Annotated in this window: 15 protein-coding genes; 8 read left to right on the top strand and 7 right to left on the bottom strand. The window is 64.9% G+C overall.

Annotation, left to right across the window (positions count from 1 at the left end):
• Window positions 1-143: 143 nt before the first annotated feature.
• Together N2602_RS04355 and N2602_RS04360 are read right to left on the bottom strand one after the other, a co-directional pair.
• Complete coding sequence (locus N2602_RS04355; RefSeq protein ID WP_172785208.1) at window positions 144-1,001, bottom strand: HD domain-containing protein; 858 nt, start codon at window positions 999-1,001, stop codon at window positions 144-146.
• Window positions 1,002-1,722: 721 nt separating this feature from the next.
• Entirely contained in the window at window positions 1,723-3,744 is a 2,022-nt protein-coding gene (locus tag N2602_RS04360) for a YgiQ family radical SAM protein (protein WP_260381873.1), read from the bottom strand.
• Window positions 3,745-3,968: 224 nt separating this feature from the next.
• Between N2602_RS04360 and N2602_RS04365 the strand changes: the two genes are divergently transcribed.
• Window positions 3,969-4,106 (top strand): hypothetical protein, encoded by a 138-nt coding sequence (locus N2602_RS04365; RefSeq protein WP_172784656.1) that lies wholly within the window; start codon window positions 3,969-3,971, stop codon window positions 4,104-4,106.
• On the opposite strand, the gene N2602_RS04370 is transcribed toward N2602_RS04365, so the two are convergent.
• Both N2602_RS04370 and N2602_RS04375 read right to left on the bottom strand, forming a co-directional pair.
• Window positions 4,103-4,777 (bottom strand): GntR family transcriptional regulator, encoded by a 675-nt coding sequence (locus tag N2602_RS04370; protein ID WP_172785206.1) that lies wholly within the window; start codon window positions 4,775-4,777, stop codon window positions 4,103-4,105. The genes N2602_RS04365 and N2602_RS04370 overlap by 4 nt on opposite strands.
• Before the next feature lie 7 nt (window positions 4,778-4,784).
• Window positions 4,785-6,197: an FAD-binding oxidoreductase gene (locus N2602_RS04375; protein ID WP_172785205.1), complete on the bottom strand. Its 1,413-nt coding sequence runs from the start codon at window positions 6,195-6,197 to the stop codon at window positions 4,785-4,787.
• A gap of 178 nt (window positions 6,198-6,375) precedes the next feature.
• Here N2602_RS04375 and N2602_RS04380 point away from each other — a divergent pair, with 178 nt between their 5' ends.
• From N2602_RS04380 to N2602_RS04410, 7 genes are all read left to right on the top strand, one after another.
• Window positions 6,376-7,260, top strand: a complete 885-nt coding sequence (locus tag N2602_RS04380; protein ID WP_260381874.1) for a dihydrodipicolinate synthase family protein — start codon at window positions 6,376-6,378, stop codon at window positions 7,258-7,260.
• Window positions 7,261-7,463: 203 nt separating this feature from the next.
• Window positions 7,464-9,803, top strand: coding sequence for a TonB-dependent siderophore receptor (locus tag N2602_RS04385; RefSeq protein ID WP_409241910.1), 2,340 nt, complete (start codon window positions 7,464-7,466; stop codon window positions 9,801-9,803).
• 2 nt (window positions 9,804-9,805) lie between these two features.
• On the top strand, window positions 9,806-11,026 hold the full coding sequence (locus N2602_RS04390) for a PepSY domain-containing protein (RefSeq protein WP_260381876.1): 1,221 nt from the start codon (window positions 9,806-9,808) through the stop codon (window positions 11,024-11,026).
• Between the two features lie 76 nt (window positions 11,027-11,102).
• Entirely contained in the window at window positions 11,103-12,335 is a 1,233-nt protein-coding gene (locus tag N2602_RS04395; RefSeq protein ID WP_260381877.1) for a rhodanese-like domain-containing protein, read from the top strand.
• Between the two features lie 304 nt (window positions 12,336-12,639).
• Entirely contained in the window at window positions 12,640-13,884 is a 1,245-nt protein-coding gene (gene serA, locus N2602_RS04400; RefSeq protein ID WP_260381878.1) for a phosphoglycerate dehydrogenase, read from the top strand.
• Window positions 13,885-13,994: 110 nt separating this feature from the next.
• Window positions 13,995-15,014, top strand: coding sequence for a patatin-like phospholipase family protein (locus N2602_RS04405; protein ID WP_212259549.1), 1,020 nt, complete (start codon window positions 13,995-13,997; stop codon window positions 15,012-15,014).
• Window positions 15,015-15,017: 3 nt separating this feature from the next.
• Complete coding sequence (locus N2602_RS04410; protein ID WP_212259548.1) at window positions 15,018-16,472, top strand: GntP family permease; 1,455 nt, start codon at window positions 15,018-15,020, stop codon at window positions 16,470-16,472.
• A gap of 196 nt (window positions 16,473-16,668) precedes the next feature.
• On the opposite strand, the gene N2602_RS04420 is transcribed toward N2602_RS04410, so the two are convergent.
• From N2602_RS04420 to N2602_RS04430, 3 genes are all read right to left on the bottom strand, one after another.
• The gene (locus N2602_RS04420; protein ID WP_260381879.1) at window positions 16,669-18,390 is read right to left on the bottom strand and encodes an ATP-dependent Clp protease adaptor ClpS; all 1,722 of its coding nucleotides are present in this window, start codon (window positions 18,388-18,390) and stop codon (window positions 16,669-16,671) included.
• A gap of 109 nt (window positions 18,391-18,499) precedes the next feature.
• Window positions 18,500-20,125, bottom strand: coding sequence for a DHA2 family efflux MFS transporter permease subunit (locus N2602_RS04425; protein ID WP_172785197.1), 1,626 nt, complete (start codon window positions 20,123-20,125; stop codon window positions 18,500-18,502).
• The gene (locus N2602_RS04430; RefSeq protein WP_260381880.1) at window positions 20,067-21,317 is read right to left on the bottom strand and encodes an HlyD family secretion protein; all 1,251 of its coding nucleotides are present in this window, start codon (window positions 21,315-21,317) and stop codon (window positions 20,067-20,069) included. Before N2602_RS04430 ends, N2602_RS04425 begins: the two co-directional genes overlap by 59 nt.
• Window positions 21,318-21,376 lie beyond the last annotated feature (59 nt).

Raw genomic sequence — 21,376 nt, forward strand, 5'->3', positions numbered from 1 at the left:
CGAGGTGCAACTTCGCCGATGGGCCAGGAGCAAACGCGCCGAACACCGGGACCCGACTGGAGCCACCGTCTAAGTCAGCTATTGTCGGTTCTGAGCGTCGGAGAATTGATCGGGATCCACTCGAAATCACGCTATTGGAACGCCTACAGCTCCGGACCAGAAAGTCCGACCTCTCGCTCAGCACGCAGGACATTCCCATAGAGACTGCCGATCCATTGTCTTCCGCTCGAGGTTACATTCAAATAGCGGACGGCAGTTTGGATGTGCGGTGCGACCTTGGTCCAGTAGAACTGAGGATATTTGTACACCACGTCCGCGGGCGTGGTGTATCCGAGCGATTTGTTGAGTCCTATCTCCTCGAACTCGTAGAACAGCGCATTTGATTTCTTCATGTAGTTCGGATCGCCGAGCTGACCGATCAGGTCGGCGGCGCGAAGCAACAAACCCTCCTCTTCGTCAAGATCATCCTTGAGTTCATTCGCTGATGCGTCTGCATAAGGAAAACGAGTGTATTCGATGGCTCGAGCAACGCGAGCGGCGTCAATTTCGTCAACTGCGTCAAGACGCTCCACGGTGAATAATTTTGAGCGGTCGACATGATAGGGCGCAAGCGCTGCATCGGAGGAGCCGACTGGTAATTCAACCGTTCGGCCAGTACCATCAACCACATAGGCACCGTCCTGGTCTCCGTGAACTATTCCCCGAACGTAGCCGATGTCGTGAAGCAGGCACGCCAGGATGAAGTGAGCATAGTCGCTAGCCGTCGTTGGCCTAAGAAGGGAGCGCCCGATCAGGATGTCGTGTCCCACCAGTGTGACCAACAAGGTGTGTTCGACGTTGTGGTAGAGTGCATCGCTGTTACCAATACATTCCAGGGCCAGCTTTGCTGCATAGGGGAGCAATTCCGGCAAGCTGGCGTGGGACGAGCCGAAGCGACCACTTGTCTCCGAGATCAGGAACGCACCGAGCGCCTGAGACGTCAGTTCTGGGATTGTTATCATGAGCAATCTCTCACTTTGATGCCGAACCTTCAGAAGGCCTTCTGCAGGTTCGGGAGGGAGAGGACGACCGAAGTAGTGTGAAGCCAAAGGATGGGTGATAGTTGACTTGGATCAACAGCAGCGACGCCGGACTACGCGTCTGCCCAGTAGCGCCTTCCGCTCAGGGTCAAAACGTGAAGGACTCAGGTTTGGCAATCTGGTCCGCTCTGCCGCGATGAGCGGACCTCCGTCAGACCCCACGCAACTTCGCAGATGGGCCACGAGCCGCGAGCACCTCGAGCGCGGTGCGGCTAGGGTAAAGCCGGCAGCGGGGTGTCGCAGGCTCTTGCTGGGCCGCCGGTGATCAAGCGATCAGGAGCACCGCCGCTTGCAGCGCGTCGAGCCGCTGAACGGATTGCGCGCGACGCAGTCGTGAGCTCGACGAGCCAGCGCTGAGCAACGGAAGGGGCTCCCGATCCCGGTCCTTCCGATGCTGTCATTCTGCTCCTGTTTTGCCCGACGAAGCAACCGTTTCGTAAAATCAGCAGAATGCGCAGCGGTTGTTCGAAAAGATCGTGCTCAATCAACAGGCTAAGGCGAGGTCACGCCTCATTCGACCGTGTGCCGCGCTAAGCCGTTGATTTTGCTGTCCCCGCCTACTGTGCATGGGGTTGTTTTCGAACTTTCTGTTTGGGAGGGCACGAAAGCGCAACCGAACCGCGCCTGATCCGGCCCTCGCGCGCTACTTCATCACCCGCAGGCCCTTGGTCGTGAACTTCTGCGTCTTGCCGCCGGGTCGAACGGGACGCTTCGTGCCGGCGGCCTTGCCGGTGCCGGGCGGCTGGTGCGCAGGCACGAGCTGGTGGGGCTGCGAGCCGATCAGATCGCGGCGGCCCATCTCGATCAGGGCCTCGCGCAGTAGCGGCCAATTATCGGGATCGTGATAGCGCAGGAACGCCTTGTGCAGGCGGCGCTGGCGCAGGCCCTTGATCGCCTCGACCTTGTCGCTGCCGCCGTGGCGCACGCCGCGCAAGGGGTTGACGCCGGTGTGGTACATCGCGGTCGCGGTCGCCATCGGCGAGGGCAGGAAGGTCTGCACCTGGTCGGCACGATAGCGGTTCTTCTTCAGCCACAGCGCGAGGTTCATCATGTCCTCGTCGGTCGTGCCCGGATGCGCCGCGATGAAATAGGGGATCAGGTAATATTTCTTGCCGGCCCGCTCGGCCGCTTCATCGAACATCCGCTTGAACTTGTTATAGGCGCCGATGCCCGGCTTCATCATCTTGTCGAGCGGGCCGCGCTCGGTATGTTCAGGCGCGATCTTCAGGTAACCGCCGACGTGATGGGTGACGAGCTCCTTGATGTATTCGGGGCTCTCGACCGCGAGGTCGTAGCGCACGCCGGAGGCCACCATCACCTTCTTGATGCCACGGGTCTCGCGCACCTTGCGATAGAGCCGGATCAGATCGTCATGCGAGGTGTTGAGGTTCGGGCAGATCTCGGGGAAGACGCAGGACGGCCGGCGGCAGGCCGCCTCGACCTTCGGGTCCTTGCACGCCATTCGGTACATGTTGGCGGTGGGGCCGCCGATGTCGGAGATGACGCCGGTGAAGCCGGGCGTCTTGTCGCGGATGCGCTCGATCTCGCGCAGGATCGAGCCCTCCGAGCGGTTCTGGATGATGCGGCCCTCGTGCTCGGTGATCGAGCAGAAGGTGCAGCCGCCGAAGCAGCCGCGCATGATCGTCACCGAGAATTTGATCATCTCCCAGGCGGGGATACGTGCCTCGCCATAGGATGGATGCGGCGCGCGCGCGTAGGGCAGATCGTAGACCGCGTCCATCTCTTCCGTGGTCAGCGGGATCGGCGGCGGGTTGAGCCAGAGATCGCGGTCGCCGTGGCGCTGCACCAGCGGCCGCGCATTGCCGGGATTGCTTTCCCGGTGCAGCACGCGCGAGGCGCGCGCATAGGCTTCCTTGTCCTGCTCGACCTGCTCCAGCGCCGGCAGGCGGATCACGGTTAAGCCCTTCTGGCGCGATGCGCCCTCGTCGGCGGAATCGAGATCGTCGGCGTGCAGCTCGGTGTAGCCGTCCGGGACTTTTCGGAACAGCGCCACGCCCCTGATGTCGTCGAGCTCACGCGGCGCTTCGCCGGCGGCAAGCCGATGCGCCACCTCGACCACGGCACGCTCGGCATTGCCGTAGAGCAGCAAGTCCGCCTTGGCGTCCGCCAGCACCGAGCGGCGCACCTTGTCGGACCAGTAATCGTAATGCGCGATCCGGCGCAGCGAGGCCTCGATGCCGCCGAGCACGATCGGCACGTCCTTGAACGCCTCGCGGCAGCGTTGGGCGTAGACGACGGTCGACCGGTCCGGCCGCTTGCCGCCTTCGCCGCCCGCCGTATAGGCATCATCGCTGCGGATGCGCCGGTCCGCAGTGTAGCGGTTCACCATGGAATCCATGTTGCCGCCGGTGACGCCGAAGAACACCCTTGGCTTGCCGAGCGCCCTGAACGGCTCGGCCGAATGCCAGTCGGGCTGCGCGATGATGCCGACCCGAAAACCCTGCGCCTCCAGCAGGCGGCCGATGATGGCCATGCCGAAGCTGGGATGGTCGACATAGGCATCCCCGGTCACCAGCACGATGTCGCAGGCGTCCCAGCCGAGCGCATCCATCTCGGCGCGGCTCATCGGGAGGAACGGCGCCGGCTTGCGCGGGCGGGCCTGGGCCATCAGCGGCTTTTCGGCGGTGATCATCTGGGTGTCCATGGCGCCTACGCATAGGGCGAGGGACGGGCGAATTCAACCGCTCGCTGTCCGATGATGCGGTTCCGGCGCCGGTTAAACCGGCCGCAGGAACCAACCGTGCCCGCGCGCATTCTGGTTACGGGTTCGACGCGGGCCCGGGTTGCGCGCGCCTCCATCGTTTCGGCGTCCGTGACGTCGCCTCTGGCGATGGGGGAATCGTGGGTACGGTCATAGAGAACTTGCTGATGCGGAAGCAGAAGCTGGTGGAGCAGCTGGAAGCGGCGCCGTCGGTGGAGGATCGCGACAGAATCGAGCATCAGCTCGAGCAGATCAACACCGCGCTGGATTTTCTGGACAGGCCGGGGTCGAAGGAGGAGCGCTAGACGCGCTCATCCACCTTCAGCGCCTTGGCGTAGACGATTCCCGAATTCGTGATGTGCGTGGTCATCAATTCGCCGAAGGCGGCGAAGTCGCCGCGTGCGAACAGATCGAGCAGCTTGCGGTGCTCGTCGAAGGAGGTGCGGGTGCGCACGTCGATCGGCGAGGTCAAGCTGGTGCGGAGCGCGGCGACGCGGCCGGAGACGAGCTGATAGGATTCGGCGAGATAGCGGTTGCCGCAATGGGCGAACAGCGCCTCGTGAAAAGCGGTGTCGGCGCGGCCATAGGCGATGTTGTCCTTTGCCGCGACGGCCGGCTCCATCGCCGCGATCGCGGCGCTCATGGTCGCAAGTGTGCCGTCGCGGTCGTGGCGGAAGGCGAGCTCGGCGGCCTTGGGCTCCAGCGCGATGCGGAAGGTGCAGAGCGCGTTGATGTCGTCCGCACTCGGCGTGAAGACGAAGCTGCCGACCTGCGGCCGGATCACGACGAGCCCCTGCGCCTGCAACTGTCCCATCGCCTCGCGCACCGGCGTGCGGCTGACGCCGAAGGAATTGGCCACCATCTCCTCGGAGATGGCCGCTCCAAGCGCAAACTCTCCGTCGATGATGGCCTGGCGCAGCCGCTGCATCACCCGCTGCGACAGCGATTTCGGCGTATCGAGCTTGAGCGATCGCATGGTGCGCTCAGATCACCTTGCCGGGATTGAGCAGGTGATCGGGGTCGAGCGCCGCCTTGAGCGTCCGCATCAGCGCGATCTCGGCCTCGCTCCTGGCATGGCCCAACCATTGCTTCTTCAAGGTGCCGATGCCGTGCTCGGCGGAGACGCTGCCGCCGAGCTCGCGGACGAGACCGTAGATGATCGCGTCCATCTCCTCCTTCGGCTGCTGCGCGACGGCAAGGCCCGCGACCCAGGAGACGAGATGCAGATTGCCGTCGCCGATATGGCCGTAATAGACGCTCTCGCAGCCATTGATGCCGGAAGCGAGCGCCGCCTTGCAGCGTGTGACGAACTCGTCCATGCGCGCCACCGCAAGGCCGATGTCGTAGGAGATGTGCGGGCCGAGCACCTGGCCGAACTCGGCGCAGATGTCGCGCACGCGCCAGAAGGCTTGCGTCTGCGCCAGCGACTGCGCCACCGCGGCATCCGCCAGCAGCCCGCGCTCCATCAGCTCCTCGAGCCAGCTCTCAAAGCGCGGCGCATCGACACTCTCGTCGGTGCCCTGCGCTTCCACCAGCACGTAGAGGCCCTGGCCTGCGGCGACCGGCGGCTTCACGCCGGCGCGCGCCGTGATCACGTCCCAATAATCCGGCCACATCACCTCGAAGGCGGACAGCAGCGGGCCGAGCCCCGAACGTGCCGCATCGAGCAGCGCGATCACGGCCGGGTAATCCTTCAGCGCGCACAGCGCGGCCATGGTCGAGCGCGGCTTCGGGAACAGCTTCAGCACGACGCGGGTGATGATGCCGAGCGTGCCTTCCGAGCCGATGAACAGATGCTTCAGATCGTAGCCGGCATTGTTCTTCATCAGCTTGTTGAGGCTGGTGATGATGGTGCCGTCGGGCAGCACCACTTCGAGGCCAAGCACCAGCTCGCGCGTCATGCCGTAGCGGATCACGCGGTTGCCGCCGGCATTGGTCGAGAGATTGCCGCCGATCGCGCAGGAGCCGCGCGAGCCGAGATCGAGCGGAAAGAAGAAGCCGGCCTCGTCCGCCGCCTTCTGGATCGTCTCCAGCGGCGTGCCCGCCTTCACCGTCATCGTCGCGGAGGCGCGATCGATCTCCTCGATGCCGGTCATGCGCTCCAGCGAGATCGCGACCCAGCCCGCTTCCGGCGAAGCGCCGCGGCACAGGCCGGTCAAGCCGCCCTGCGGCACGAACGGCAGATGCGCCTGCCGGCAGGTCGCAATCGCATCGGCAACGCCCTGCGCATCGACGGGGCGGATCACCGCCAGCGGCGTCTGCGGCAGGCTCGCGCTCCAGTCGTTGCAATTGCGCGCCGGCACATCGGTGCCAACGAGCACCGCGGCCGCGCCGAGCCTGTCGCGCAACGCGCCCAGCAATTGGTCGGGATGCTCAATGGGGCTCACCATGTTCATGCGAGACCTCCTTTAGGATTCGACTGCGCCGCATGCGCGCCGCGACGTGGAAAGGGTTTGCACCCGTCTTGTATGTAAGGTACAAGATAGAAAGTAAAGCAAAAACGAGGCTTCGCCTCGCAGAGAAGATCGTTTGGGATCAGAGGCTTAGCTGGCGGCCGCAACAAAGGGTGGTGTGATGACGGAGGCGATTCGCGGGTTCTGGGTGGCGTCGGCGACGCCGCTGGCAGCGGACGGCAGCGTGGACGCCGCAAAGCTGGCAGCACACGCCAAGCAGCTGTTCAGCAAGGGCGTTGACGGCGTCGTGCTGTTCGGCACCACCGGCGAGGGCACCTCGTTCAATGCCGCCGAACGCGTTGCGACCGTTGAAGCCGTCCTCAAGGCCGGTGTGGCGCCGGAGCGCATCGGAATCGGCGGCGGCTTTCCCGCCATCAGCGACAGCATCGCGCTGACGCGCGCCGCGCTCGGGCTCGGCCTGCGCCACGTTCTGTTGCTGCCGCCCTATTTCGACCGCAGCGTCACAGCCGAAGGCATCGAGGACGCCTTCGCTGCGATCATTGACGGCGTCGGCGACGATCGCCTGCGCGCCTATCTTTATCACATCCCGCAGATCTCGGGCGTTGCGATCCCGACCCATGTCGCTGCGAACTTGCGCAAACGTTACGGCAGGGTGGTCGCCGGTCTGAAAGACTCCAGCGGCGACTTCAAGCAGTTCCAAGCGTTCCGTGCCGCCGCGCCGGAGCTTGCCATCACCGTCGGCAACGAAGCCGATATCACCCGCGCGATCGCCGCCGGCGGCGCCGGCACCATCTGCGGCATGGCCAACATTGCGCCGGAGCTGGTCAAGGCGATGGTTGACGGCAAGGACGTCGAAGCGCGCATGCAGGCGGCGATCGACATCGTGGTGAAGTCGCCGTCCTTCCTCACGACGCTGAAGGCGATCCTTGCGGCGCAGACCGGCGATGCAAGCTGGCTGCGCGTGCGACCGCCGCTCCGCGCCTTGGCCGACGGCACCGCGCTCAAGCGGAAGCTCGACGAAATGGTGGCGCCCGCCATCGCGTGAGATCGCGCTGGCGTCCCGACAAGTTGCCGCGAATTCGCGTGCAGCGTGTCGCCATCGCTGCGGGGGCAATCGGTGATTGTTGCCCCGCGCCTCACGGTGCTTAGAACGATTCAACACTAGAGCGATTCAAGCTCGGCTACGGTTCTCTTCGATTGCGGCGACTGTTACAGGCGCACACTTCAACGTTCTTGACTTGAAGTGGAATCAAAGTGCGTGCCTTCGTGGATGGCTGCGTCAGCGGCCATCGAACCCGTGCCGGCAAGAGCCGAGCAGGTCTTCTCATCGGTGTGGCCGTGCTGCTTGCCGAAAGCCCCTCCAACACCACGAGCGCTCAGGCGCAATCGGCTCTGCCGCCGGTGACGGTTGAAGCGCCGGCGCTGCGGCCGAAGCCGGCCCGTGCATCGGATCAGTCTTCACGTCGCAACCAAGCCGTCGTGCGCCGCCAGCCCAGTCGCAATCCAGCACCCGCGGCGCCGACCTTGTCGGAGCGCGCCACCGCCGACGCCGCCGCGCAACAGGCGGCCAAGCTCGGCTATCGTGCAATGCCGAGCGCGACCACGCTCCGCAGCGGCGCCTCGCCGCTCGACACCTCGCAGTCCGTCAACGTCGTTCCTGCGCAAGTGTTGAAGGACCAGCTGCCGCGCAACATCGACGACGCTCTCGTCAATATATCCGGCATCACCCAGACCAACACGCTCGCCGGCACCCAGGACGCCGTGATCCGCCGCGGCTTCGGCGACAACCGCGACGGCTCGATCATGCGCAACGGCATGCCGCTGGTGCAGGGCCGCAGCCTCAATGCCGCGGTCGAGAGCGTCGAAGTGCTGAAGGGCCCGGCCTCGCTGCTCTACGGCATCATGGATCCCGGCGGCATCGTCAACACCATCAGCAAGCGGCCCGAGCTTTATCAGCACGGCTCGGTCACGCTGCTTGGCTCGACCTACGCCAACAACCGCAACGGAGCCGACGGTACGCTCGACATCACCGGTCCGATCGGCGACGGCGGTCTCGCCTATCGTTTCATCGGTTACGGCGTCAGCGAAGATTATTGGCGCAATTTCGGCCGTCACCGCGAGATGCTGGTGAACCCCTCGCTGGCTTGGTACGGCGACACCACGACGGTCCAGCTCACCTATGAGCACCGCGAGTTCATCTATCCGTTCGACCGCGGCACCGCTTTCGTCAACGGCGCGCCGCTGGCGATCCCGAAGACTCGCCGGCTCGACGAGCCCTTCAACAACATGTGGGGCACCTCCGACCTGATCCAGGGCTCGGTCGAGCAGAAGCTGGACGACAATTGGAAGGTCACGGCGGCCTACAGCTACAACACCGAGACCTACAGCGCCAATCAGCTTCGCATCACCGGCGTCAACGCCAAGACCGGCGTCGAGACCCGCAGCAACGACGGCACCAGGAACTCGCTGAGCAACGCCAGCTACGGCACCTCCTATCTGCAGGGTGACGTCTGGGTGGGTGGCTTCCGCAACGAGATCCTGTTCGGGGGCGAGGCGCTGTATCGCACGATCGACCGCCACGATTTGATCCGCCAGGCGACCCCGAGCTTCAATTTTTACAACCCCGTTTACGGATTGATCACACCGGGAACGACCGTTTCGGCAACGGACAGCGAGCAGACCGACAAGCTCGGCACCCGTGGCTTCTTCGCCCAGGACACGTTCCACGTGACCAGCTGGCTGTCGGTGGTCGGCGGCGTGCGCTGGATGGAATACGAGCAGCTCGCGGGAAGAGGCCGGCCTGTGTTCGTCACCAACACCAATCTGTCGGGCGACAAGGTGCTGCCGCTCGGCGGCGTCATCTTCAAGCTGAACGATCAGCTGTCCTACTATGTGAGCTACACGCAGTCGCTGAAACCGACCTCGACCATCGCGCCCTTCACCGGTGCTCCCATCGGCTTCGTCGTCGACTCCACCATTCTGCCCGAAGAGGGCACCCAATGGGAGACTGGCGTCAAGTTCGATGTCAACAAGCGGCTGTCCGGCACTCTTGCGGTCTACGATATCGAGAAGAAGAACGTGCTGGTCTCCGACCCTTTTACTAGCGGTACGGTCTTGGTACGAACGTCCGCGAAGGCGCGGTCGCGCGGCGTCGAGTTGGACGTGACCGGCAAGCTGAGCGATCAGTGGAGCATGATCGGAAGCTACGGCTATACCGATGCCCGCCTGGAGAACGATCCCATCAACGGCAACGCCAAGTTGCTGAATGCTGCGATGAACACGGCTTCGCTCTATCTCGTCTACGATTTCGGCGACAAGCTCCCCGGACGCCTGCGGCTTGGCGGCGGCGCGCACTATGTCGGTGACCGGCCGGGCGACTCCGCCAACAAGTTCTTCTTGCCGGCTTATACCGTCGCAGATGTCTTTGCGACTTACGACACAGAGATCGACAATCTGCCGGTGACCTACCAGTTCAACATCAAGAATCTGTTCGACAAGGTCTACTATACCTCCAGCACCGGAAACGCGCTCAATGTTGCTATCGGCGACGCGCGGCGCTTCTCGCTCTCGGCAACGGTGAAGTTCTAGCGATGGCAGTGCGGCCGGGGCACATGATCAAAGCTGTCCTGCTCCAGGTCCATTCCATCGCGGGCCTGGTGCTCGCGCTGCTGCTCGCCCTGATCGCGCTAACTGGCGCGATCATGAGTTTCGAGGACGAGATCGTCGATCATCTCAACGCCGGCATCATGCACGTAGCACCGCGCGAGATGCCGGCGCTGATGCCGGACGAGCTGGTCGCGCGGCTGATGGCGGGGCAGGATTTCGGCCAAGTCTCGGGTCAAGTCTCGGGTCAGGTCTCGGCCGTCATGCTGTCGAGCGATCCGGCCGCCGCCGTGCGCATCCGCTTCGCGCGCGACGAGCAGGGCGCGCGGCCGAACTCGCTCTATGTCGATCCCTATGATGCGCGCGTGCTGGGTGCGCCGCGTGGCGAGGCGTTTTTCGCGACGGTTCGGAAGCTGCATCGCTGGCTGCTGATCCCCGGCGATGCCAAGGGCTGGGGCCGCCAGATCACCGGTGTGGCCGCGCTCGGCCTGATCGTCATGCTGGTCTCGGGTCTCGTGCTGCGCTGGCCACGTCGCGCGCGCAGCGTGAAGATGTGGCTCAAGCCCAATCTCGGTCTCAGCGGGCGCGGGCTGCATCGCTCGCTGCATGCGGTGATCGGCACCTGGGTGCTTCCGGTCTATCTGGTGATGACGCTGACGGGCCTGTGGTACTCGTTCGACTGGTACAAGGACGGCGTCGTCTGGCTGCTGTCGCGTCCAGAAGTCTCTGCCGCGAAGATGCCGCCAAAAATGTCGGCGAAGGCGCCGCGTGCGGCGGCCCGTTCCGAGCCGGCCCGGCCGATCGGGTTCGACCTGGCATGGACGACGTTCCGGCGTGAGGAGGGCGACTGCTTTGCCAGGGCTCTGCTGACGCTGCCGCCCAGCCCCGGCACGGTGATACGGATCCGGTCGTGGGGAAGGGATTCGGCGCTCGACACCACGCGCGACGAATTCCGCATCGATGCCGTCACCGGTCAGGTCGCCTCCGCCGAACGTTATTCCGACAAGACGTTCGGCGAGAAGATCATCGCCAACGTGCTCGATATCCATCGCGGCGCTGTCCTGGGCTGGCCCGGCAAGCTCGCCTTCATGATTGCCGCGGCCCTGATGCCGCTGTTCTCGGTCACCGGCATTTTGCTCTATCTGTCGCGCCCCAGGCTGCGGCGCCCGGCGCAGGCGCCGCAGGGCCGGCTCGTTCCGGGCGAGTGAGCTGCTGCCGAAGAGGCTAGCCAACACCTCGACAATCGTTCAAAAGCCCGTGGCACGTCCTTGTCAGGTTCACGCCATGAAGCTTCCCACCGTTACCCCCGCCGATATCCGCCGCGCCTTGCTCTTGCGCAAAGAGATCGCGCTGCTCGATCTCCGATACGAGGCGGCCTTTGCCACCGGCCATCCGCTGTTCGCCGCAAACATGGCTGCGGACCGGATTGCAGTTGAGGCCGAGATGCGGCTGCCGCGCAAAGACGTTGCGATCGTGCTCTATGATGACGGCGAGGGGCTGGTCGTGACCGGTGCCGAGCGTCTGGCTGCACTCGGCTACACGAATGTCAGCGCACTCGACGGAGGGCTGACGGCGTGGCGCGATGCGGGCTTCGAGGTGTTCGAGGACGTCAATTCCTATTCCAAGGCCTTCGGCGAACTGGTCGAGTCGCGTCGTCACACGCCCTCGCTCAGCGCCGACGAGGTGGCAAAGCTGATCGCCGACAAGGCCAACATCGCCATTCTCGACGTCCGCCGCTTCGACGAATACGCGACCATGAACATCCCGGGCTCGGTCAGCGTCCCCGGCGCGGAGCTGGTGCTGCGGGCAGGGCAGGCCGCGCCCGATCCCGACACCACCATCATCGTCAATTGCGCCGGCCGCACCCGCTCCATCATCGGCACCCAGTCGCTGATCAATGCCGGCGTGCCCAACAAGGTGCGGGCACTGCGCAACGGCACGATCGGCTGGACGCTGGCGCGGCATGCGCTCAATCACGGCGCCGACAGGCGCGGCGCGATCGGCCCGTTCGAGGGCGGACCGGCCAAAGCCCGCGACGTCGCCTATCGCGCCGGTGTCCGTCATATCGGCGCGAACGAGATGGCGGCGCTGGTCGCAGAGACCGATCGCACGCTGTATCGCTTCGACGTGCGCGATGCCGAGGACTATGCGGCCGGGCATCTCCCCGGCTTCCGCCATTATCCCGGCGGCCAGCTCGTGCAGGAAACCGACATGGCCGCACCGGTGCGCGGCGCGCGCATCCTCCTGACCGACGACAGATGCGTCCGCGCTGACATGACGGCGTCCTGGCTGGCGCAGATGGGTTGGGAAGTCTACGTGCTCGAAGGCGGCTATGACGGGGCGCTGGAAATCGGTCCACCGCTGGTACGGCCGAAGCCCGACCCGGCCCACCGCTACCGCCGTCCCTATGAAGGCACCGATGTGGCCGAAGCTGCGATGCAGGCCTATCTCGATTGGGAATACGGCCTCGTCGAGCAGCTCCGCCGCGACGCCACGCACGGGTTCTATGTGATTTGACGCTGACGGAGGGGGGCGAACCCGTCTCCGTCACCCTGAGGTGGCCGCCTCTTCGGCGGCCCTCGAAGGGCGACGGCCCGGCTGCATCGGGGCGTTCATCCTTCGAGGCTCCCGGCGCGATGCCGGGCATCACTCCACTCGCACCTCAGGATGACGGGCAGCGTTGGGGATGCGCGGATAACGGGTGTGGTACACCAAGCATATCCATCGCTCCGGCCATCTTCTCCCCGTATCCAAGCCCTATTGTGCTGCGTATCGCCCGCGGTCTATGAGCTGCGGCAAAGCTGCCATTTACGGAGATGCCATGTCCGCCCCCGGCCAAAGCCCTGAGCGAAGCGCCAAGGCGCTGCTGCTCGAAGGCGTCAATGATAGCGCTGTCGATCTTTTCAGGAGCGCAGGCTTCACCAATGTCGAACGGCTGACCCAGGCGCTGGACGGCGCGGATCTGCAGCGCGCGCTCGAGGGTGTGTCGCTGCTCGGCATTCGTTCGCGCACCCAGATCACCGATGAGGTGCTGGGGGCGGCCGACCAGCTTCTCGCTGTCGGCTGCTTCAGCGTCGGCACCAACCAGGTCGATCTTTCGGCGGCGCGCAAGCGCGGTATTCCCGTCTTCAACGCGCCGTTCTCCAATACGCGCAGCGTCGCCGAGCTCGTCATCGGCGAGATCGTGATGCTGCTGCGGCGGATCTTTCCGCGCTCGGTGTCGGCCCATGCCGGGGGCTGGGACAAGTCGGCGGCCGGCAGCCGCGAGGTGCGCGGCCGCACGCTCGGCATCGTCGGCTACGGCAATATCGGCTCGCAGCTTTCGACCTTGGCCGAAGCCATGGGCATGCGCGTGATCTATTTCGACCGCACCGACAAGCTTCGCCATGGCAACACCGAGCCGGTCGAGAAGCTGGAAGAGCTGCTGGCGCAGAGCGATGTCGTCAGCCTGCACGTGCCGGAGACGCCGGAGACCGCGGGCATGATCGGCGAGAAGGAGCTCCGGGCGATGAAATCAGGCTCGTTCCTGATCAACAACAGCCGCGGCACCGTCGTCGATCTCGATGCGCTGGCGCGTGCCTTGCGCGATGGCCATCTCGCCGGTGCCGCCGTCGACGTCTTTCCCGTCGAGCCCTCGTCGAACGCCGATCGTTTCAACAGCCCCATTCAGGGCATCGAGAACGTCATCCTCACCCCTCATATCGGCGGCTCCACCGAAGAGGCGCAGGAGCGGATCGGCGGCGAGGTCGCGCGCAAGCTGGTCGACTATTTCATCACCGGCTCGACCATGGGCGCGGTGAACTTCCCGGAAGTGCAGTTGCACTTGCGTCCCTCCGGCGCGCGCTTCAGCCATGTCCATCGCAACGTGCCGGGCATGCTGCGGCGGCTGAACGAGGTCTTCCTCCAGCGCGACATCAACATCGCCGCGCAATATCTGGAGACCGCCGGCGATCTCGGCTACGTCGTGCTCGACGCCGATCTCGGTGGTCAGGACTCGGCGGCGCTGCTCCAGCAGATCCGCGCGCTCGACGGCACGGTCGGTGCGCGGCTGGTATTCGAGCACTAGACTGCCACCACGTTCCGGTTGCATTGTGCGGCCACTGCTCCCACACTGCGGTCGAATTCGACGTGTTCCAATCAGGTCGAATTTGAGCTTCAGTTGCGTGAGTGTCCGCCATGGAACGGGACGCCGTACTGATTGATCTCGCGCTTCAGGGCGGCGGTTCGCACGGCGCCTTCTCCTGGGGTGTGCTTGATCGCCTGCTGGAGGAAAACTGGCTCAGCATCGCCGCAATCTCCGGAACCTCCGCAGGCGCGATGAATGCGGCGGTGCTGGCGGACGGCTGGACCGCCGGCGGCGCCGAGGGCGCGCGTGAGGCGCTCGACCAATACTGGCGCCGTGTTTCGAAGGCTGCGGCCTTCAGCCCGCTGCAACGCTCACCGCTCGACCGCTTGATGGGGCGCTGGACCCTCGACACGTCGCCCTTCTACATCTTGACCGATTTGATGTCGCGCGTGCTGTCGCCCTACGATCTCAATCCGACCGGCTACAATCCGCTGCGTGCGGTGCTGGCCGAGAGCATCGATTTCGAACGCCTCGTGCGCTCGCCGATCCAGCTGTTCATCACCGCGACGCGGGTGCGCACAGGGCGCGGCCGCATCTTCCGCAACGCGGAGATCACGGCGGATGTGCTGCTGGCATCGGCCTGCCTGCCGACTATGTTCCGCGCCATCGAGATCGACGGCGAGCCCTATTGGGACGGCGGCTTCGCCGGTAACCCGACGATCACGCCGCTGGTCCGCGAAAGCGACGCGCACGACACCATCCTCGTCCAGATCAATCCGACCGAGCGGCTGGAGGCGCCGCGGACGGCCGCGGAGATCCTCAACCGGCTCAACGAAATCTCCTTCAACTCGCCGCTGATGAAGGAGCTGCGCATGATCGCGCTGCTGCGGCAGGCGGCCGATCCCGGCAGCGGCGAGGGCGCGCGCTGGGCCAAGATGCGGACGCACCGGGTCAAGAGCGACATGCTGGCGAAGTTCGGGGCGTCCTCGAAGCTCAACGCGGAATGGGAATTCGTCTCGATGCTGCGCGCCGAGGGGCGCATGGCCGCAGACGCCTTCCTCGCCGAGCATGGTGCCGACATCGGCCGTCGTTCGACCGCCGATCTCGACGTCCTCCTGTCGGAGTGTTGAGGCATGGGTCTCCTCGGCCTCCTCGTCGGGCTCGGCCTGCTCGTCCTGTTCGCTTTCCGCGGCTGGAGCGTCCTGCTGCTCGCGCCGTTCGCGGCCCTCGTTGCGGCGCTGTTCGGCGGTGAGCCGCTGCTCGCCAACCTGACCCAGGTGTTCATGGTGAACGCAGCGGGATTTCTGGCGCAGTTCTTCCCGATCTTTCTGCTTGGCGCCGTCTTCGGCAAGTTGATGGACGACAGCGGGGCGGTGACGTCCGTCGCCGGCTTCATGGCGGAGCGCCTCGGCGAACGGCGCGTGATCCTGGCGGTCGTGCTTGCCGGCGCGCTGGTCACATATGGCGGCGTCAGCCTGTTCGTAGCGTTCTTCGTCATCGTTCCCATGGCCCGTTCGCTGTTTCGCGCCGCTTCGATTCCGCGTCGCCTGATCCCGGCTGCGATCGTGCTGGGAACGTCGACCTTCACGATGTCGGCCCTGCCGGGCACGCCGTCGATCCAGAACGCGATCCCGATGCCGTTCTTCGGCACGACGCCGTTTGCAGCACCGGGCCTGGGCATCGTCGCCTCCCTCATCATGCTCGGCGCGGGATTGTGGTGGCTGCATCGCGCCGAAGCGTCGGCGCGCCGCACCGGAGAAGGCTACGGCGATGACGTTGAGGACTCGGCCGAGCGCGCAGCCGCCGACGAGCTCGTGCGCGAGCGCGCGACGACCGCCCGCGAGTTCGACCCGGCGGAGCTACAGCACGGTCATCGCAGCAAGCGGCCTTCGCCGGTGCTGAATGCCATCGCGCCGCTGGTCGTCGTCGTGACTGTCAATCTCTTGATGTCGCTCCTGGTGTTGCCGCGGCTCGATGTCAGCTATCTCGCCGAGCAACGCTTTGGAGATACCACGCTTGCAGCTGTTGCAGGCGTCTGGTCGGTCGCGGTTGCGCTGGCTGCCGCCATCGCCACCACCATCGCGCTGAACTGGGCGCGCCTGCCGGCGCTGCGCCGGACCATGGACGCCGGGGCCAATGCGTCGGTCCTGCCCGCGTTCAGCGTCGCCAGCCTCGTCGGGTTCGGCGCCGTCGTCGCCTCGCTGCCGGCATTCACGATCGTGCGCGACTGGGTGCTGGCGATCGAGGGCGGACCGCTGGTCTCGCTCGCCGTCGCGACCAACATCCTGGCCGCGCTGACCGGGTCGGCGTCGGGCGGCCTCACCATCGCCCTCGACGCTCTCGGCCCGACCTATGTCGAACTTGCCGCGCGCAACGGCATCGACCTTGCGTTGATGCATCGCGTGGCGGTGATCGGCGCGGGAACGCTGGACATCCTGCCGCACAATGGTGCTGTGGTCAGCCTGCTCGCGATCTGCGGCCTGACTCACCGCGACAGCTATTTCGACATCGTCATGGTGGGCATCGTGACCTCGCTCCTGGCGCTGGTGGCCGTGATTGCCCTGGGCAGTGCGCTGGGGTCGTTCTGACGGAAAGCCGGCGTCAGCGATTGACGGACGGGCGAAGGTTGCACGCGTTCCCTGTCGTCCGCGCGCTGCCACTGTGCCGCTGGCCGGCCTGGCCGCACTACAAGTCGGGACCGGTGACGGAGGCGTCGAGCTATTTCTGCGCGCAGTGACCCTTCACCTCTCCCCGCGAAGACGCGGAGAGGGAGACATGCTCCGCTCATCCCGCCGCCATCGCCTGCGCGCCGCCGAGCAGTCGCGCATTGAGCCGGCCGCCGGAGAACAGCATGTCATCGAGGGCTTCGTCGATATCGGCGGAAATGACGGAATTGCCGCCATCGCGCGCGAGGCTCGCTTGTGCCAGGCGCCGCATCAATTCCTTGATGAATGCGCAACTCGTGCCTTCGCTGCGCCTGGCGGCTTCGGCGACGACGGCGTCGTCGAGTGGCAGTCCCTTGCCGTAGAGCCGGACCAGTTTGTTGCGGCCGGTCTCGTCGGGAAGCGGCACTTCGATGGCCTGATCTATGCGACCGGGGCGGCCCGCTAGGGCGCCTTCGAGTTGCTGAGGCCGATTTGTTGTCAGCACGAACAGGATGTCAGCGTCCTGCTTCAAGCCATCCATCTCGTTAAGTAATCGGTTGAGCAGCGGTTCTTCGCAGCCGCTCATGTTCTCGCGCTGCCGCGCGATGAGATCGACGTCTTCGATCACAACCATGGCCGGTTGCAGGAGGCGAGCGAGATTCATATAGGCGCCGAGCAGGCCGATTTGCTCCGCAGTGATGATCAGCGTCGTATGACCGGGCAGATGGGCCGCGAGATAGCGGATGGTGTGAGTCTTGCCCGTGCCGGGTGGGCCGTAGAGTAAGATACCCTTCCGGGTCGACTGTCCGAGGCGGCGCAGCACGTCCCGCGTGCCCACGAAGTTCAGGACGTTACGATCAAGTAGCCGTAACGTCTGTCCAGGCAGGATCACCTCGTCACGACTGACGGAAGGAAGCCGGTGCACTGTGATCCCGCGCGAGCGCCCACGGTAGTCGGAATCGGCATCGAGAGAGAGAATCTTGCCACGGTAGGTGCGCGCGGCCTGAACGGCGTCCTCCAGCGCGCTGAAGCACTGCTGGACAAGCGCTGAGCCTGCGGCCCCGGCCGGCGCCATGATTTCGATCCGCACGCCGACCTCGCGGCTGTATTCACGATGAATGGCCAGAAGCACCGCGTAGCGGAGACCAGCGGTTGCGCAAAGCCAAAGACCATTGTCGAGGCACTTGGCTGGTGTCGGTTCGCCGATATCGACGTCGTTGTACTGAAGCGGTGCGATCGTCGCCGCGAAACCGTCGTTCTGCATCAATCTCGACATGGATAGCGTCTCGTAGCGGCGGTCCTCGGCGATACCGAATAGCCGGACCGGAGACGCAAATAATCGGTCGATGGCGGCCTGGACGTCTGCCCGCATGTGGCCAGGAAATTGGCGTACCGTGGTCACCAGCTGACTCCGCGGCACATCGGCGAAGTGCCAATTCAAGACACCGAACGTGTAATTGAACTCCTCCGAGGGGAGGTCCCGCGATGCGCTTGCTGCTGCGAGTACGCAATCGGCGCACAGCCACACTGTGCGGTCCACCAATTGTGCTTCCGACTGCGCGATCGGTCGGCCGCAAAGCTCGCAGCAGGGCTTCGCCGTTTCGCTTGTGATCAGGAGTGGGTGGCCGGCGGCAGCGACACGACGCCTTGCAGATTCCAGCAGGGCTCCTGCGACCGGTGGTGGGTAGGGACCGCAGGCTGCCGCGCCATGCCTCTCCATGTCGGCAATCACGGAGACGGCTTCACTTTCCGACTTGCCGAAGACGCGACGCAACAGGTCAACGATGAATTCACGCGGAGTATCTTCGTCAGCATGCAGCACGAGCTGAGCCGGCACGGCCTCGACCTGAGTATCGCTCATGAAGTGTCCCCTTGAGCAACCTATAATTGATATGAACAAATAGGGAACATAAAAGGACGCGGCCGTCAAGCGTGACGGCCGCGTCGATTTGGTCGTTCGTTTTCGAGCTCTAATGCGCGCCACCTCCGCCACCCGGCGCCTTCACCCTTCGCGTCAGCAGCACCGCGATCGCGGCGAGGACCAGCACCACGCCGATCACGGCAAAGGTGTCGGAATAGCCCATCACCAGCGCCTGGCGCTTCACGGTCTTGCCGAGCGCGATGATGGCCTGCTCGCGTGCGGCGTTGGGATCGGGGACGCCGTGGGCCATGAAATAGTCCGTCATCTGCGCGATGCGGGCGCGGACCTCCTCGCGGCCGAGCGTGACCGAATGGCCGATGATGTTGGAGTGGAACTGCTCGCGTTTGGTGACGATAGTGGCGAGCACCGCGGTGCCGATGGCGCCGCCGAGGTTGCGCATCATGTTCGAGATGCCGGAGGCGGCCGCCGCATCCTGCGCCGCGACGCTGCCGAGGCTGAGTGCCGAGAGCGGCGCGAGCGTCAGCGCCTGGCCGACCGCACGCACGATGTTGGGCATCAGGAACTGATCGCCGGAATAATCGAGCGACATCTGGATGTTCATGAAGGAGCTCGCGGCGAACAGCAGCAGGCCCACGGTCGCGACATAGCGGCCGTCGAAACGCTGCATCAGCTTCGGCACCAGCGGAATCAGCAGAAGCTGCGGCAGCCCGGTCCAGGCCAGCACGTTGCCGATCTGCTCGGCATTGTAGCCCTGCACTTGGCCGAGATAGGCGGGCAGGAGATAGACCGAGCCGAACAGTGCGAAGCCGAGGAACACCGCCGCGATGGTGCCGATGCCGAAATTCCACTGCGTCAACAGGCGCAGGCGCAGCAGCGGCTTCTCCACCATCAGCTCGTTGGCGATGAACAGCGACAGGCTGATCACGGCGATGACCGCGAGCCGCACGATGAAGGGAGAGCCGAACCAGTCGTCCTTGTTGCCTTCTTCCAGCACGGCTTGCAGCGAAGCGAGGCCGATCGCCATGGTCGCGATGCCGAACCAGTCGCCTTCGCGCAGCAAAGCGAGGTTCAGCGGTTGGCGCTCCAGCGTGAAGAACAGCGTGGTCACCATCACCGCCGTGGGCAGCACGTTGACGAAGAAAATGGTCTGCCAGCCGTAATTCTCGGTGAGATAGCCGCCGATGGTCGGCCCGATCGCCGGTGCGAAGGTCACGGCGAGCGAGAACATGGCAAGGCCGATCGGCTGCTGGCCCTTCGGCAGCTTGGTGAAGACCAGCGTGAACGCCATCGGGATCAGCACGCCGCCGAAGAAACCCTGCAGGCCGCGCATCGCGATCATCGACGGCAGATCATGGGTGAAGGCGCAGGCGACCGAGAAGGCCGCGAACAGGCTCGCGAAGCTCAGGATGATGTTGCGGAACGAGAATACCCGAGACAGATAGTCGGTCAGCGGGATGACGATGATCTCGCCGATCAGATAGGACGTCGAGATCCAGGATCCGTTGTCGGCGCCGGTGCCGATGCCGCCCTCGATGTTGAGCAGCGAGGCGTTGGTGATCTGGATGTTCAGGATCGCCATGAAGGCGCCGATCATCGCCGCGAACACGGCGATCCAGATCGTGGCGCTGGCCCGATTGGGGTCGGCGGCGACGCGCTCAGGCGTCGCGGCCGGAATTGCTTGTGCTGGCGTCGATATTGAGAGGCTGTTTGACATGGCACGACCCTCCGGAAACAGGTTTTGCTTTGGGCGTCGCTGCCGCCTGAGCGGCCGGCGCTGAACGCGTTGCGATCGTCGGGATCACGGACATGCCGGGCCGCAGCGCGATCGGAGGCACCGTCCCGGCGTCCAGCGCGATCTTCACGGGAATGCGCTGCACGATCTTGGTGAAATTGCCGGTGGCGTTGTCGGGCGGCAGCAGCGCGAACTCCTGGCCGCTGGCCGGCGCGATGGAATCGACGTGACCATGCACGACTTGGCCCGGGAAGGTGTCGACCTCGATCTCGACGCTCTGACCGGCGCGGACATGCGTGAGCTGGGTCTCCTTGAAATTGGCGACGACATAGGTGCCCGTGGCCGGCACGATCGACATCAACTGCGTGCCCGCCTGCACATACTGGCCGACGCGCAAGGTGCGGTTGCCGACGACGCCGTCGATCGGCGAGACGATCGTGGTGTAGCCGAGATTGAGCTCGGCCTGGTGCTGGACCGCGGTTGCGCGGGCGGCGGCGGCCCTGGCCTGCACGATCTCGGCCTTGAGAAGATCGACCTGCTTCTGTGCGGAGATGAGGTTGGCGTTGTCGCGCGCGATCGCGGCGTCCGCGCCGGCATCGCGCGCCTGCGCCTGCTGCGCATTCTGCACGCTGCCATAACCGGTCCTGGCGAGATCCGTGTAGCGCTTGTTCTCCTGCTGGGCGAAGGTCTTCGCGGCCGTGTCGACATCGATGGTCGCTTTCGCGGCTGCGATCACCGCCTCCTGAACCTCGAGCTGGGCCTGCTTGCTCGTCACCGTCGCGTTCGCGGCGGCGACGTCGGCCCTTGCCTGATCGAGCGCGACGCGGAAGTCGCGATCGTCGATCCGGGCCAGCACCTGGCCGGCCTTCACATGCTCGTTATCGCCGACCAGGACGCGGTCGAGATAGCCGCTGACCTTCGGCGCGATGGTGGTGTTGTCGGCCTTCACATAGGCGTCATCGGTGGAGACCAAGAAGCGCCCGACCGTCCAGTAATCGTAGCCGTACCAGCTCGCGCCGGCGAGCGCGGCGACGGCCACTCCCGCCAGCAACAGCTTGCGAAAGTTCAGCTTTCGGCGCGGGGCGGGGACCGGCGCGGCGGGCAGAATGCCTTCGGGCGGGCTGGTTGGCGCCACGATGGTTTCGCTCTTCGATGGATTGGTATGCACGGTCATGGCCGGCTCCCTGAATTAGGAAACTTGACGATTTCCAAAATAGGGCTAGCTTGAGGACT

The organism is Bradyrhizobium sp. NC92, from assembly GCF_025200865.1.
In the GTDB taxonomy this organism is placed as follows: domain Bacteria; phylum Pseudomonadota; class Alphaproteobacteria; order Rhizobiales; family Xanthobacteraceae; genus Bradyrhizobium.